Origin of the sequence: Amycolatopsis oliviviridis (genome assembly GCF_014654365.1) — a bacterium.
Classification (GTDB): domain Bacteria; phylum Actinomycetota; class Actinomycetes; order Mycobacteriales; family Pseudonocardiaceae; genus Amycolatopsis; species Amycolatopsis oliviviridis.
In genome coordinates, this window is record NZ_BNAY01000001.1 from 420,397 (window position 1) to 433,428 (window position 13,032).

General features: G+C 70.1%; 13 protein-coding genes. 6 read left to right on the forward strand and 7 right to left on the reverse strand.

The genetic code is table 11. The features are described 5' to 3' along the window. Positions 1 to 4: 4 nt before the first annotated feature. Positions 5 to 1,390 (forward strand): M20 family metallopeptidase, encoded by a 1,386-nt coding sequence (locus tag IE302_RS01470; RefSeq protein ID WP_191250946.1) that lies wholly within the window; start codon positions 5 to 7, stop codon positions 1,388 to 1,390. 69 nt (positions 1,391 to 1,459) lie between these two features. After that, positions 1,460 to 2,314 (forward strand): YwqG family protein, encoded by an 855-nt coding sequence (locus IE302_RS01475; protein ID WP_191250948.1) that lies wholly within the window; start codon positions 1,460 to 1,462, stop codon positions 2,312 to 2,314. Between the two features lie 6 nt (positions 2,315 to 2,320). Here IE302_RS01475 and IE302_RS01480 read toward each other — a convergent pair whose 3' ends face one another. Next, on the reverse strand, positions 2,321 to 3,904 hold the full coding sequence (locus tag IE302_RS01480) for an AMP-binding protein (protein WP_191250949.1): 1,584 nt from the start codon (positions 3,902 to 3,904) through the stop codon (positions 2,321 to 2,323). A gap of 124 nt (positions 3,905 to 4,028) precedes the next feature. Between IE302_RS01480 and IE302_RS01485 the strand changes: the two genes are divergently transcribed. After that, positions 4,029 to 4,481 (forward strand): hypothetical protein, encoded by a 453-nt coding sequence (locus IE302_RS01485; protein ID WP_229907543.1) that lies wholly within the window; start codon positions 4,029 to 4,031, stop codon positions 4,479 to 4,481. Here the strand turns inward: IE302_RS01485 and IE302_RS01490 are convergent. Continuing rightward, the gene (locus tag IE302_RS01490) at positions 4,462 to 5,022 is read right to left on the reverse strand and encodes a TetR/AcrR family transcriptional regulator (RefSeq protein ID WP_191250951.1); all 561 of its coding nucleotides are present in this window, start codon (positions 5,020 to 5,022) and stop codon (positions 4,462 to 4,464) included. The two genes, IE302_RS01485 and IE302_RS01490, sit on opposite strands and share 20 nt — an antisense overlap. Before the next feature lie 126 nt (positions 5,023 to 5,148). Here IE302_RS01490 and IE302_RS01495 point away from each other — a divergent pair, with 126 nt between their 5' ends. The 3 genes from IE302_RS01495 (at position 5,149) to IE302_RS01505 (ending at position 7,609) form a co-directional block, all read left to right on the forward strand. After that, positions 5,149 to 5,853, forward strand: coding sequence for an alpha/beta fold hydrolase (locus IE302_RS01495; RefSeq protein ID WP_191250953.1), 705 nt, complete (start codon positions 5,149 to 5,151; stop codon positions 5,851 to 5,853). A 91-nt stretch (positions 5,854 to 5,944) separates the two neighbouring features. Beyond that, on the forward strand, positions 5,945 to 6,589 hold the full coding sequence (locus IE302_RS01500; protein ID WP_191250955.1) for a flavodoxin family protein: 645 nt from the start codon (positions 5,945 to 5,947) through the stop codon (positions 6,587 to 6,589). Beyond that, the gene (locus tag IE302_RS01505; RefSeq protein WP_191250957.1) at positions 6,590 to 7,609 is read left to right on the forward strand and encodes a LacI family DNA-binding transcriptional regulator; all 1,020 of its coding nucleotides are present in this window, start codon (positions 6,590 to 6,592) and stop codon (positions 7,607 to 7,609) included. 69 nt (positions 7,610 to 7,678) lie between these two features. Here IE302_RS01505 and IE302_RS01510 read toward each other — a convergent pair whose 3' ends face one another. The 5 genes from IE302_RS01510 to IE302_RS01530 form a co-directional block, all read right to left on the reverse strand. Continuing rightward, entirely contained in the window at positions 7,679 to 8,992 is a 1,314-nt protein-coding gene (locus IE302_RS01510; RefSeq protein WP_191250959.1) for a serine/threonine-protein kinase, read from the reverse strand. A 70-nt stretch (positions 8,993 to 9,062) separates the two neighbouring features. Next, the gene (locus tag IE302_RS01515; protein WP_191250961.1) at positions 9,063 to 9,695 is read right to left on the reverse strand and encodes an SGNH/GDSL hydrolase family protein; all 633 of its coding nucleotides are present in this window, start codon (positions 9,693 to 9,695) and stop codon (positions 9,063 to 9,065) included. Then, positions 9,692 to 10,453 (reverse strand): sugar phosphate isomerase/epimerase family protein, encoded by a 762-nt coding sequence (locus IE302_RS01520; protein ID WP_191250963.1) that lies wholly within the window; start codon positions 10,451 to 10,453, stop codon positions 9,692 to 9,694. The genes IE302_RS01515 and IE302_RS01520 overlap by 4 nt, the downstream gene beginning before the upstream one ends. After that, entirely contained in the window at positions 10,450 to 11,487 is a 1,038-nt protein-coding gene (locus IE302_RS01525) for a LacI family DNA-binding transcriptional regulator (RefSeq protein WP_191250965.1), read from the reverse strand. The genes IE302_RS01520 and IE302_RS01525 overlap by 4 nt, the downstream gene beginning before the upstream one ends. Positions 11,488 to 11,584: 97 nt before the next feature. Continuing rightward, a complete protein-coding gene (locus tag IE302_RS01530; protein WP_191250967.1) occupies positions 11,585 to 13,027 on the reverse strand; it encodes a polysaccharide lyase 6 family protein in 1,443 nt (480 codons plus the stop codon). Positions 13,028 to 13,032: the final 5 nt, after the last annotated feature.

The following is a 13,032-nucleotide window of genomic DNA, read 5'->3' on the forward strand; positions in this document are numbered from 1 at the left end:
TACCGTGGCCATCCCCGCAGAACTGGTTTCGCAAGCCCGGGAACACGTCGACTCGGGGGCCTTCTTCGCCGAGCTCGCCGAACTCGTCCGGTATCCGACCGTGAGCGATCATCCGAGCGGCCGTGTCGCCATCAAGGCATACCTGGACGAGGTCCTGACCCCGGCGCTGAGCGCGCTCGGCTGTTCGGTGACGACGTATCCCAATCCCGACCCGGACGGTGGCCCGTTCCTGATCGGGACCCGGATCGAATCCCCGGAGCTGCCGACACTCCTGTGCTACGGCCACGCCGACGTCGTCGACGGGCACGAGGGCCGGTGGAGCGAAGGCCGGGACCCGTGGACGCTGACCGCGGACGGCGAACGCTGGTACGGCCGTGGCTCGGCGGACAACAAAGGACAGCATCTGATCACCCTGACCGCGCTCAGACTGCTTCTCGCCGAGGCGGGCACGCTCGGGTTCAACCTCAAGTTCCTGTTCGAGACCGGGGAGGAGATCGGCTCACCCGGGCTCGACGAGTTCGTCGCGGCGCACCAGGAGGAACTGGGCGCCGACGTCCTCATCGCCTCCGACGGCCCGCGCCTGGACGCGGCGACGCCGACGCTGTTCCTCGGCGCCCGGGGCAGCGTCCGGATCGCCCTAGACGTCGATCTCCGGCCCGACGCCTACCACTCCGGTAACTGGGGCGGGGTCCTGCGCAATCCCGCCACCACCCTCGCCGGGGCGATCGCCTCTCTCGTCGACGGACACGGCCGCGTCCAGGTGCCGGAGCTCCTGCCGCCCGCGCTTCCGGGCAGTGTCCGCGCGGCGCTCGCCGACCTCGAAATCGGGAACACACCAGGAGATCCGGCGCTGGACGAGGGCTGGGGCGACACCGGGCTGACCGCGGCCGAGCGGCTGTACGGCTGGAACACCCTCGAAGTCCTCTCACTCGGCGCGGCCGACATCGACCGGCCGGTCAACGCCATTCCCGGCCGGGCTCGCGCGATGCTGCAACTGCGCTACGTCGCGGGGACCGACGTCGGCGGTGTGGGCGAGGCGATCACGAAACACCTTGCCGCCCAAGGGTTCTCGATGGTCGACGTCACCGCCGAAAGCAGCTTCGTCGCCAGTCGGACCCCGGTCGACGACCCGTGGGTGGGCTGGGCGAAGGGCGTCCTCGACGAGGTCGCCGATCGTCCGGTGGCGATCCTGCCGAGCTTCGGCGGCGGCCTGCCGAACCACGTGTTCACCGACATCCTCGGTCTGCCGACGCTGTGGCTGCCGCATTCCTATCCCGGCTGCCTCCAGCACGCGCCCGACGAACACCTCACCGCCCCGATCGCGCGAGAAGGCGTCGTGCTCGCCACGGCGCTGTTCCACGCGCTCGGCCGCCGTGGCGAGGAGGCGTGACGAGCGAACGGGCGGTGGCCTGATCGCGGCCGGCCGAAAACTGTCGGACCCGGCTGCCAGGATGCGGGAGTGGAAACCTGGAGAACCCGGCTCGGCGCCCTCGCGCACGAGCGGCTGCCCGCGGATCTGGCGACGCGGTGGACCGACCTGTTCCGTCCCGGAATCCGGCTGGACTCCGGCGGCGGTGGCGCCTCCGTCGCGAGGCTTGGCGGGAATCCGTCGCTCCCGTCCGGAACCGAGTGGCCCGAGTGCGAAGGATGGCCGCTGGACTTCGTCGCGGCGATAGACTGCGCGGCGCTGCCGCGCGAGTTCCTGACCATCGCCCTGCCCGAACGCGGGACCTTGCTGTTCTTCGTCCTCGATCCGCTCCGGCACTCCGGGGAAGACTGGCAGGACCTGTCCAACGTGGCCTTCACCGGGCAGGTGCTCTTCGTGCCGGCGGACGTCGCGGTCGCCGAACGAAAGCCCCCGGCGGATCGGGTCCCGTATCCCGGCCGCACGCTCTTCGCGGAGGTCGTGGCCACCGCGCCGGAAGGGGAGCACACACTCATGGACACGACCGAGACCTCGGCCGGTGTTTCACTCTCGGAGGCCGCGGAAGAGGCACACGATTCGGGTTCGGGCGTGTTCGGGGAGCTTGTGTGGGATGCCTACGGACATCTTCCGCAGCATCAGGTCGGCGGCTTCGCTTTACCGATCCAGGGCGCCGTGGAGAACGACGTCGCGGCAGACGTGCTGGGCGCCTGGAACCATCCGAGGGTCCCGGAGGAAGCGGGCCATTGGCTGCTGCTGGCCCAGATCGACAGTGACCAGGACGCCGAGATGACCTGGGGAGACGTCGGGATGCTGTATTGGATGATCCGCGACGACGACCTGGCGGCCGGCCGGTTCGAGGCGGCTCGATGCGTCATGCAGTGCGGGTGAGGCGCCTTACGACTCTCGCAAGAGGTAGCGCTGCAGCTTCCCGCTCGCGTTGCGCGGCAACGCTTCGATGAACCGGACGCGACGCGGGTACTTGTACGGCGCCGCAGTCTCTTTCGCGTGGTTCTGCAGTGCTCGCGCCAGGTCCGCTCCCGGTTCGGCGCCGGGCCGGGGCACGACGAACGCCGTCACGACCGAACCGCGGTCCGGGTCCGGCGTGCCGATCACCGCGCATTCCTCGACGTCCGGATGCGTGAGCAGGACTTCCTCGACCTCGGGGGCGGCGATGTTGTAGCCCGACGAGATGATCATGTCGTCGCTGCGCGCGACGAACCGGAAGTAGCCGTCCGCGTCACGGACGTAGGTGTCGCCGGTGAGGTTCCAGCCGTCCCGGACGTAGTCCCGCTGGCGCGGGTCTTCGAGGTACCGGCAGCCCGTCGGCCCTTTCACGGCAAGGAAACCAGGCGTTCCGTCGGGGACGGGCGAGCCGTCGACGTCGAGGACGGCGGCCCGGTAGCCGGGCACGGCCTTCCCAGTCGCGCCCGGACGCGCGTCGCCGTCGGCCGCGGAAAGGAACACGTGCAGCATTTCGGTGCTGCCGAGTCCGTCGATGAGCGGACGCCCGACGACCTCCCGGTACCGCTCGGCCACGGGAGCGGGGAGGGATTCGCCCGCCGAGACCGCCCGGCGCACTCCGGCCAGGAGCCCGCCGTCGCCGGCGTTCAGGATCGCCCGGTACGCGGTCGGGGCGGTGAAGAGGACCGTGACGCCCTTGCCTGCGACGATGGCGGCGAGTTCCGCAGGGGTCGCACGTTCGATCAGAAGCGTCGCCGCCCCCGCGCGCAAGGGGAAGACCAGCAGTCCGCCGAGGCCGAAGGTGAAGGCCAGCGGCGGTGTTCCGCAGAAGAGGTCGTCGGGCGTCGGCCGCACGACGTGCCGGGAGAACGTGTCGGCGATCGCGAGCAGGTCGCGGTGGAAGTGCATCGTCGCCTTCGGGGATCCCGTGGTACCGGAGGTGAAGGCGAGCAGGGCGACGTCGTCGGCCGCCGTCGGGACGTCGGCGAACGTCGCCGGGTGCCGTTCCGCACGGGCGGCGAGCTCCGTTCCGTAGGACACGACGGGCAGATCAGGCGGGAGTTCGTCCAGCAGGCGCTCGTCGCAGACCGCGAGCGCGGGCTCCGCGCGGCCGGCGATCTTGTCGAGTTCGGCGCGCCGCAACATCGGCATGGTCGTGACGGCCACCGCGCCCGCCTTGAGCACGGCCAGCCACACCACCGCGAGCCACGGCGTGTTGGTGCCCCGCAGCAGCACCCGGGCGCCGGGGACCACGCCGAAATCGGTGACCAGGACGTGGGCGACACGGTTGGCGCGAGCCAGGACTTCGCCGTACGTCCACGTTTCGGCACGGGACACCAGGCACGGCCGGTCCGGGCCCGACCGCTCGATGCTCTCGTCGAGCAGCGCGGTCGCGGCGTTCAGCCGGTCGGGATACCGCAGCTCCGGCAGATCGAACACGAGCTCCGGCCACTGATCGGCGGGCGGCAGCCGGTCACGGCAGAACGGGTCGACGTGCGCGCTGGGAGAAAGCCTCATCGTCGCCGCTCCTCGGTCCGGCCGGGCCCCCTCCGCGAAGGTAGCACTTGTTACGACCGTCGAGAAGGCGCGATGTCCTGCCCGTGACGACGGCACCGGACAAGACATGGGCAGAATGTCCCCTGTGGACGAGGAACCGCCGGAGCACGCGCGCTACGCCGGCCATCGCCAGGCGCTGGCGCGGGCGACCGATGTCGAGGAAGGCGCGTTGATCGGCGAAGTGCTCGGCGATCCGGACAAGGTGATGGCGGAGGCCGCAGTCGCCGGTCATCTCGACGACCGGGCGGCCGCTCTGCACCTGCTGCCGTCGTATCCGGCCTGGGCGGAGAAGGTCGCGGGCCTCGTCGAAGGCCGCCCGTTCCTCGCGCTACGACTCGGGGAGTGGACGTTGTTCCGGGCGATCTCCCTTGGCGCGCCGTGGCGGGCCGAAGAGCTGCTCGCGGCCACGGATTGGCTGCAGCGCAAGGTTTCCGAGAGTGTCACCGCGCCGGAAGCCCTGGCGGTGCTCGCCGAGCACGGCCGGACCAGGCGGATCCGCAACGCGGCCGCGCTGCAGCTCAGTTCACGACGTCGGTGACGGCGCGGCGCAGGGTCGTGCGCACGGTTTCCGCGTCGTCGAGGTTCCCGCCGTGCAGCGCGCCGTCGCGAAGCAGGACGAGGGTGCGCGCGGCGTGCTCGGGATCGTCATGACCCGCGTCGCGCGATAGGTCGCGAAGGACGCCGAAGAACCAGTCCCGGTGGTCGTCGATGACCCGGCGGACCTGGTGCGCGGGATCGGGGTATTCGGCGGCGGCGTTGAGGAACTGGCAACCGCGGAAGTCGTCGTCGAGCGTCCGGTCGCCGATGATGCCCAGCGCGGCGAGCAGTGCGTCGCGCGCGGGCTTCCCGCTGGTCACGGCGGCGACGCCCGCGCGGATCCGCTCGCTCGTCGTGCTCAGGTACGCGGCGACTAGGTCGTCCTTGGTGGGGTAGTGGCGGTAGAAGGTCGCCCTGGTCACGGCCGCTTCGGAGACCAGGCGCTCCACGCCGACGGCATGGATGCCCTCGGCGTAGAACAGTCGTGACGCTGTCTCGAGCAGCCGGACCTTCGGGTGTACGTCCCGGTCGGCAGTCGGCATCTTTCAACTCTAGAGAAAGAACGGTCATTCCACCAGGTCGCCTTCGTCACGTTGCGGAAGAGCTCCCGGACGAGCATTGTTCAGGCAGAAAGACCGATCGTTCTCTCTGACTCCGAAGGAGCCACCATGAGCAACCAGAAGCCCACCATCGTCCTGGTCCACGGTGCTTTCGCCGACTCGTCCAGCTGGAACGGCGTCGTCCCGAAGCTGCGTGAGCAGGGCTACCGGGTGCTGGCCGCGTCGAACCCGCTGCGCGGGATCGAGTCCGACGCGGACTACGTCGCCGACGTCGTCAACGGAGTGGACGGCCCCGTGGTGCTGGCCGGGCACTCCTACGGCGGCGTGGTGATCAGCCGCGCGGCCACCACCGCGCCGAACGTCAAGGCGCTCGTCTACATCGCCGCCTTCCAGCCGGAAGCGGGGGAGAGCGTGTTCGAACTGTCCGGCCGGTTCGAGGGAAGCAAGCTCGGCCCGGACACCACGAACGTCCTCGCCACCCAGGGCGAGCTGTCGATCAAGCCCGAGAACTTCTCGGACGTGTTCGCCGCCGACGTTCCCGCGGAGACCGCCGACGTCATGGCGGTCACCCAGCGCCCGGTCACCGAACGCGCGCTCGCCACCCCGTTCGACGGCGAGCCGGCGTGGAAGACCGTGCCGTCCTGGGCGCTGATCGCCGAACAGGACCACGCGATCCCCGCCGCCGCGCAGGCGTTCATGACCGAGCGTGCCGGTTCGGAGGTCACGAGGATCGACGCCTCGCACGCGGTGTCGGTCTCGCGGCCGGACGTCGTCGCGGAGGTCATCCTCGCGGCCGCCGTCAAGGTCGGCTGACCCCGAGCCGTCCGAATCGGGCGGCTTGACAGGTGAAACCTCCCCGGAGAGACTGCAAAAGCGTTTTTGCAGTCTCTCCGGGGAGAACCACGTGAAGATCTTGGTGCTGGATTCGAGCCCGCGTCGTGAGGGCAATTCCTGGGCACTAGCCCAGGCGCTGGGCAAGGGAGCTGAGGAAGCGGGGCATACGGTCGACTTCGTCCGCCTCTCCGATTTCGTCCGGTCGCCGCTGGACGACTGCCGTGAGTGCCGCCTGAGCGACGGGTCCTGCGGGATCACGGACGACTACGAGCGGCTGCTGTTCGACCACGTGCTCCCGGCGGACGCGATCGTCTACGCGACACCGCTGCACTGGTACGGCATGACCGGACGGCTCAAGTCCTTCCTCGACCGGTTCTTCTGCTACACCTCCGCCAGTTCGCCGCACACCGCCGAGGTCGTGCCGGGGCTGATGCACAAACGTGCCGCGGTGCTGATCTCCTGTGAGGAGAGCTACCGCGGCGCGACGCTCGGCCTCGAAGCCCAGTTCCAGGAACTCACCCGGTACCTGCGCCAGGACCTCGCCGGGATCGTCGTCGGCGTCGGCAACAGCCGCGGCGAGGTGGAACGCGATCCGGCCCGGCCACTGGAGGCGGCGGCCGACCTCGGACGTAGGCTGGGCGACGCCCACGTCACCGACTATCGGCTGGACACCGACCGGCCGAACCGCGTTTGGGGACCGCCCGTGGAGGTCTGATTGTCGCCGACCATCCGTGACGTCGCCGCCGCCGCGGGAGTCTCGATCACCACCGTCTCCCACGTGCTCAGCGGGCAGGGACGGATCTCGGAAGAGACGCGGCAGCGCGTCGCGCGGGCGGCGGCCGAACTCGGCTACCAGGCCAGCGTGCACGCGCAGCAGCTGGTCACGCGGCGCAGCCGCACCCTGGCGATCCAGCTCGCGAACTCGGTCGACGCGAGCAGCGCCTGTGCCCTCGTGCCGAACTCGGACTACTTCCTCGAAGTCCTCAACGGGGCCGCCGAGGCCGCGTCGAAACGGTCGTACGCGCTGCTGCTGGCCCCGGCGGACGCGGACCTCGACAGGTTGAACGCCTTCGCCGTCGACGGCGCGATCCTCGTCGATCCCCGTGGTGACGAACCGTTCTTCGCGACGGGATGGTGCCGTGACCGGCCGCTGGTGACCGTCGGACGCCCGATGGCGGCGCCGTGCCCGGTGCCGGTCGTCGTCGACAACGACCTGGTCGCGGCCGCCCGGCTGATGCTGGATCACTTGGCGGACAACGGTTACGCGCGGCCGGCGATGATCACCACCGACACAAGTCGTTCCTACGCGGCGGATCTGGTCGCGGGATACACCGGCTGGGCGGAAGACCGGGGACTGGAGCCGGTGGTGGTCGAGATCGACGAACCACCGACCGGCGAAGGCACGGCCGAGGCGCTGGGCAGGCTGCTCGACCGGCCGGTGTGCCCGGACGCCGTCTTCACGACGTCGGAGAACCTCGCCCTCGGCGTTCTGCACGAGGCGCGTCGGCGGAAGCTCGCGGTGCCCGGCGCGCTCGGGATCTGCAGCGCGGTCGACAGCGGTTCGCTCAGGCTCACCTCACCGCAGGTGACCGGCATGTTCGTGCATCCACGCGAGGTGGGCGGCCGGGCCGCCACGGCGTTGATGGACCTCGTCGAGGGCATCGCCCCGAGTGGCGAGCAGCGCCGGATCGAAGTGCCGGTGCGGCTGAACGCGCGCGAATCGACCGCTCGCTAGTACGCGTTTCGTCCTCTGCATGCGGTACTTGCGCACGCAAGTACCGCATGCAGAGGACGAAACGCGTGCTCAAGAAGTCCGGCATTCCGCGACCGGCGCGTCCCCGCCCTCGTCGCCGGTGGTCGCGATGAAACCGAACGTGGTCGTCCCACCCGCCGGCAGTACCGCGTTCCAGTCCACTTCGGACACTCGAACGCGGTCGCCGTCCTGTACCAGGGAACCGTTCCACAGGTTCGCGATCTTGGTTCCGGGCGGCAGGGTCCAGCTGACCTCCCAGCCGGTGAGGCGGGTGTCCTTCGCGTTCCGTACGGAGACGCGGATCTCCGAACCGCCGGGCCAGCGACTGGCCACCTCATAACGCGCTTCGCATGCCGGGCTCGCGGCGGGAGCGCTCGCGGTGGGAGCTGCCGGCGCCGCCACCGGGGCCTCGGACGAGTCGCCGTCGAACACGAGGAACCCCGCCAGGACACCACCCGCGACCACCACTCCGCCCGCGATGGCGAACGGCAGCCGCGAGCGGCGGGTGGGCGCGGGAAGCCGTTTCGTACCGGACAGGATCGCCGGACGGCCGTCGGCGACGGCGCTGAGCATCCGTTCGGCCTCGGCCATGTCCGGCCGCTCGCCGGGATCACGCCGGAGCAGCCGCAGCAGGACGTCCGTGAGGGGGCCGGTCGTGCGCGGCGCGGTGATCTCGCCGCGGGCGACCCGTTTGAGGAGCGCGATCTGGTTGCCGTCGGTGCCGAACGGCGGGGCGCCCTCCAGCACCGTGTAGAGCGTCGAGCCGAGGGAGAACACGTCCGACGGATAGCCGGGTTCCTCGCCGTCCGCGACCTCGGGGGAGAGGTACGCCGGGGTGCCGACGACGAGGCCGTCGCCGGTCATGGTCCCTTCGCCCGTGGCGTGGGACAGGCCGAAATCGGCGATCTTGGCCTTGCCGTCGCCGGTGATCAGGACGTTGTTGGGCGTGACGTCCCGGTGCAGGATGCCGTCCTCGTGGGCCGCCGCCAGCGCGGACGCGATCTGCGCGCCGAGTTCCGCCACCCGTCCGGCGGGGAGCGGGCCGTCGTCCGCGAGGAGTTCCGTCAGCGGCCGCGACGGCAGGAACTCCATGACCAGGAACGGGGCCCCGTCCTGTTCGGCGACGTCGTAGACGGTGACGGCGTGCGGATGTTTGAGCCGCGCGGCGACCCGGGCCTCCCGCATCGCGCGCACGATCGACCGGAACGGGGCGTCGTCCGGCATGGTGTCGGGCAACAGTTGCTTGACCGCGACCGTCCGGTCGAGGCGTTCGTCCCGTGCCCGCCACACCACGCCCATCGCGCCCCGGCCGACCTTGCGTTCGAGCCGGTACCGTCCGGCGACGAGATCGCCTTCACGTGTCACGCCGCCCCCTGATCTCCTGGAGTGCACACGGATCCGCCGGCATTCCGGTTCACCGGGGCAACTCTAGCCGTTAGGGGAGCGGGACCTCCTCGACCGGCGCACCGGCCGCCGCGAGCCACGCCTCGGCGAGCAGCCGGTGACCGAGCGGGCTCGGGTGGACACCGTCCGGGGCCAGCGTCGCCGCCCCGTGTTCGGCCGCCGCACGCGGCATGAACAGATCCGCGCGGATCAGCCGCGCACCGTACTCGGTCGCCACGTCGATCGCGGCTTCGATCCGGGGCGCCAGATCGTCGGCCCACGCGTGCTGTTCCGGCTCGACCGGCAGCAGGAACGGGGTGATCACGTACAACTCGGCGGGAAGGTGCTGCCGAGCGGAGGCCAGCAGCCGGGCATAGGTCGCGCGGAACTTCCCGATCGGGCTCGGGAGGCCGCGGTCGAAGGTCCGCCAGGTGTCGTTGATGCCGATCTTCACGGTCAGCACCGTCGGGCGGGCCGCGAGGACGTCGGTGGTCCAGCGGGCTTCCAGGTCGTAGATCCGGTTGCCGTTGACACCCCGGTTGAGCACCTCCGGCCCGTCGACCAGCAGCTCCGCGATCTGGCGAACGTAGCCCTTGCCGAGTGACGCCGGATCGGTGCGGTCGCGGCTGGAGTCGGTGATCGAGTCGCCGGCGAACACCAGCTTGTCGGCCTCGCTGAACTTCACGCGCCCGCCTCGATCAGCTTGCGCAGGGAGTCGGCCTCGCCGGGGATCAGCTCCGGATCGTTGTCCGGGACGAACTCCAGCAGCGCGTCGAGCGGCCGCCCGGCCTTCGCGAGCAGCCCGAACGCCGCCGTCCACAGCTCCGTCCTCGCGTTCAGCGGATGCCGTTCGTTGCTGGGCCACCACGAGAACACGTGCACCGCGCGCACCCGGTCGAGGACCAGTTCCAGCCCCGCCAGCGCCTGCTCGTCCGGCAGGTCCTGCGGTGGCTGCCAGTAGGTGCCGAGGTTGTCGCGGCCGACCTCGTCGAGCAGCCGGACGGTCGATTCGGCGGTGTCGGTCAGGGTCCCGCCGTGGAATTCCAGCGCGACCTCCAGCCCGTGTTCGTTCGCGACGTCGGCGGCCTCGCGGAGACCGGTGACGACCTGTTCACGCTCGTCGGGATCGACGTCCTCGGAGCCCGCTTTACCCGCCCACACGCGGATCCGCGAGGCACCGAGCCGCACGGCGGTGGCGGCGATCTCGCCGAACTTCCCGGATTCCACCGGGGTGGCACGGAAGTAGGAACCGTAGGAATCGCAGGTCAGCCCGTGCCGTGTCATGGCTTCGAACGCGCGCTCGGCAGCCCAGTCGTCACCGGGGCGCACGTGCACGTCGGCGCCCCACTCGATCACCTGCAGTCCCGCGTCCTCGGCTCGGCGCGCGACCTCGTCGGCGTCCAGCCGCCGCAGCGTCACCGAACACAGTCCCGGGCGGATCATCGTTCCTCCAACGGTTGAGTACTTTCCCGCAGCACGACCTCGCCGGTGACCGGTTTGACGCGGGGGTCGCTCGCGCGGTCGGCGAGCACGAAGTCGAGGGCCTGTTCGCCCATCGTCTCGATCGGGACGCGCACGGTCGACAGCGAAGGCCTTATGTCGCGCAAGGTGATGATGTCGTCGAAGCCCGCGATCGCGATGTGCTCCGGCACTTCGAGGCCGTGGTCGCGGCAGGCGGCCATCGCGCCGACGGCCATCACGTCGTTGACCGCGAAGACACAGCCCCGGAAGCCGCTTTCCAGCGCCCGCACCATCGCCGCGTAGCCGCCGTCGCGGGTGAACTCCGCGTGCAGGACGTGATTCGCGGGGAGGGTGACGCCGTGGTGCGCGAGTCCGTCACGGAAACCGAGGACGCGATCGCGCGAGGTCAGCAGTCCGGGTGGCCCGGCGAGCACGAGGAAGTCGCGATGCCCGATCCCGGTGAGCCGTCCGGCCAGCGCCGCCGCCCCGGGCCCGTTCTCCAGCATGACGGTGTCGAAGGGCAGTTTCCGTTGCCCGATCACGACGACCCGGCCGTCGGCGGCCTCGAACGCCTTGAGTTCCTTGGTCAGGTTCCGTTGCAGGGCACTGTCCTCGTTGCGGGACCCGGCCAGGATGACCGCCCGCGCCCGTTGTCCGCGCAACGTCGTGACGTACTCGAGTTCCTTCTCCGGCCGGTTTTCCGTGCTCGCGATGGTGACCGTCAGCCCGTGCCGGGCGGCCACGCGCATGACCCCGGACGCGATCGAGGAGAAGTAAGGGTCGACGATGTCGTGCACCAGCAGCCCGACGACGTTGCCGCGGCCGCGGGCCATCGCCTGCGCCGGCACGTTCGCCGTGTACTGCAACCGTTCCGCCGCCCGTAGCACCGATTCCCGCAGTGTCCCGCTGACCTGTCTGGTCCCGCCGTTGAGCGCTCTCGACGCCGTCGCGAGCGACACTCCCGCCTCACGGGCGACGTCGGCCAGGGTGGCCGAACCCGCTGCGCGCTGCGGCATGGTTCCTCCTCGGTGGTGCGGTGGGCTCACGCCGGAGTGGGCTGACTCCGGCGTGAGCCCGGCTTTGATGTCGACCGCCTGGATGTCGACCGGCCGGCTACGGAGCGCCGGGGCCGACGTCCGCGGTGGTGAGCGGCCGGTTGGCGATGGCGGCCGTCGAGTACTCGTCGGCGCCGACGTCACGCTTGCTGCCGCGGGCCTGACCGTCGATGTCCAGCGTGACCGGAGCGGTCGACAAGGTCGCCGCGTCGATCGCGGGGCTGCCCGCGGCGAGCCGCGAGACCCCGTCGGTGCCCTGCACGAGCTTCGGGTCGACTCGGCGGAAGGTGCCCGCCGGGATGTTGCCGTCCCCGCCCGAACCCCACAGGATGTTGCCGGACCAGGTGAAGTTGCCCGTGGTGCTCATCGAGACCAGGTCGCCGTTGCTGCCGACGAAGAGGTTGTCCGAGATCGTGCAGTCGCGCGGTTCGATCGTCCGTTTGGTCTCGCCGGAGAGCGTGCTGCTGTTGTTCAGCAGCGTGTTGTGCGCGATGAGCACGCGGTCCGCCGCGTCGTTGCCGCGCCGGGATTCCTTCGATTCACCCGGGAAGTGGTCCCGGACGGAGCCGCTGCCGACGACCAGCGCGTTGCTGGACAGTCCGGCGATGTAGTTGTTGAGGATCTTGTGGTCGTTGCCGTAGATCCGGATGCCTTCCTTGCCGCCGAGGATGAAGTTGGATTCGACGACGGTCTTGTTCCCGTGGCGCAGCACGATGCCGCCCAGGCTGTTCCGGATGGTGTTGTTGCGGATGAAGTTGCCCGACGACTTGACCGAGATCGCCTCCGGGTCGCCGTTCGCGCGTTCGAACAGGTTGTACTCCACCGTGGCGCCGGCGGTGCTCAGCGCGCGCGGGCTGACACCGAGCCGGATCGGCTCCCCGCCGTTGTCGCCGGGGAAGGTGTGGTCGGAGAAGTAGTTGCGCAAGACGTGGACGCCTGTCGCCATCTTGTCTTCGTCCGCGCCCTCGATGCAGAGCATGACGCCGAGCGTCGTCTTGTGGTGGAAGTGGTTGCGGTCGACCTTGCTGTAGTCGGCGCGGACCATCACCCAGTGCAGGCCTTCGATGTCGGCCAGCTGGAAGTCGTTGCGGGTCAGGCGGATCCGCGAACAGTTCGGCGGGATCTCCAGCGTGGTGCTCTGCCGGAACTTGAATCCGCTGATCGTGACGCCGGTCGAGTCGTCGAAGACGAAGCTCTGCTCACCGTTCAGGGTCACCCCGCCGGTGGACTGGGCGACGATGGTGATCGGCTGATCCTTGGTGCCGCGCCTGCCCTTGATGGTGATCGGCTTGCCCGTGGGCACGGTGTACGTGCCGTTGTTCACGGTGATGACGGCGCCGGCGGCGGCCGAGTTGATCGCGTTCTGCAGTTCGGTCAGCGAGCTGACGTTCAGAGCGCACAGACCGTTCGGCTTGGCCGACGCCGTTCCGGCGGTGACCCAGGGGACGGTGACCAGCGCGGCGCCGAGGGTGGCGCCGGTGAGGAACCTTCTGCGATCCATGATGC

What these genes read in the sequence shown, in the direction of transcription:
- IE302_RS01480 (WP_191250949.1), bottom strand. Translation starts at nt 3,904, where the DNA reads ATGAGGCTTTCTCCCAGCGCGCACGTCGACCCGTTCTGCCGTGACCGG.
- IE302_RS01490 (WP_191250951.1), bottom strand. Translation starts at nt 5,022, where the DNA reads ATGCCGACTGCCGACCGGGACGTACACCCGAAGGTCCGGCTGCTCGAG.
- IE302_RS01495 (WP_191250953.1), top strand. Translation starts at nt 5,149, where the DNA reads ATGAGCAACCAGAAGCCCACCATCGTCCTGGTCCACGGTGCTTTCGCC.
- IE302_RS01520 (WP_191250963.1), bottom strand. Translation starts at nt 10,453, where the DNA reads ATGATCCGCCCGGGACTGTGTTCGGTGACGCTGCGGCGGCTGGACGCC.
- IE302_RS01525 (WP_191250965.1), bottom strand. Translation starts at nt 11,487, where the DNA reads ATGCCGCAGCGCGCAGCGGGTTCGGCCACCCTGGCCGACGTCGCCCGT.
- IE302_RS01530 (WP_191250967.1), bottom strand. Translation starts at nt 13,027, where the DNA reads ATGGATCGCAGAAGGTTCCTCACCGGCGCCACCCTCGGCGCCGCGCTG.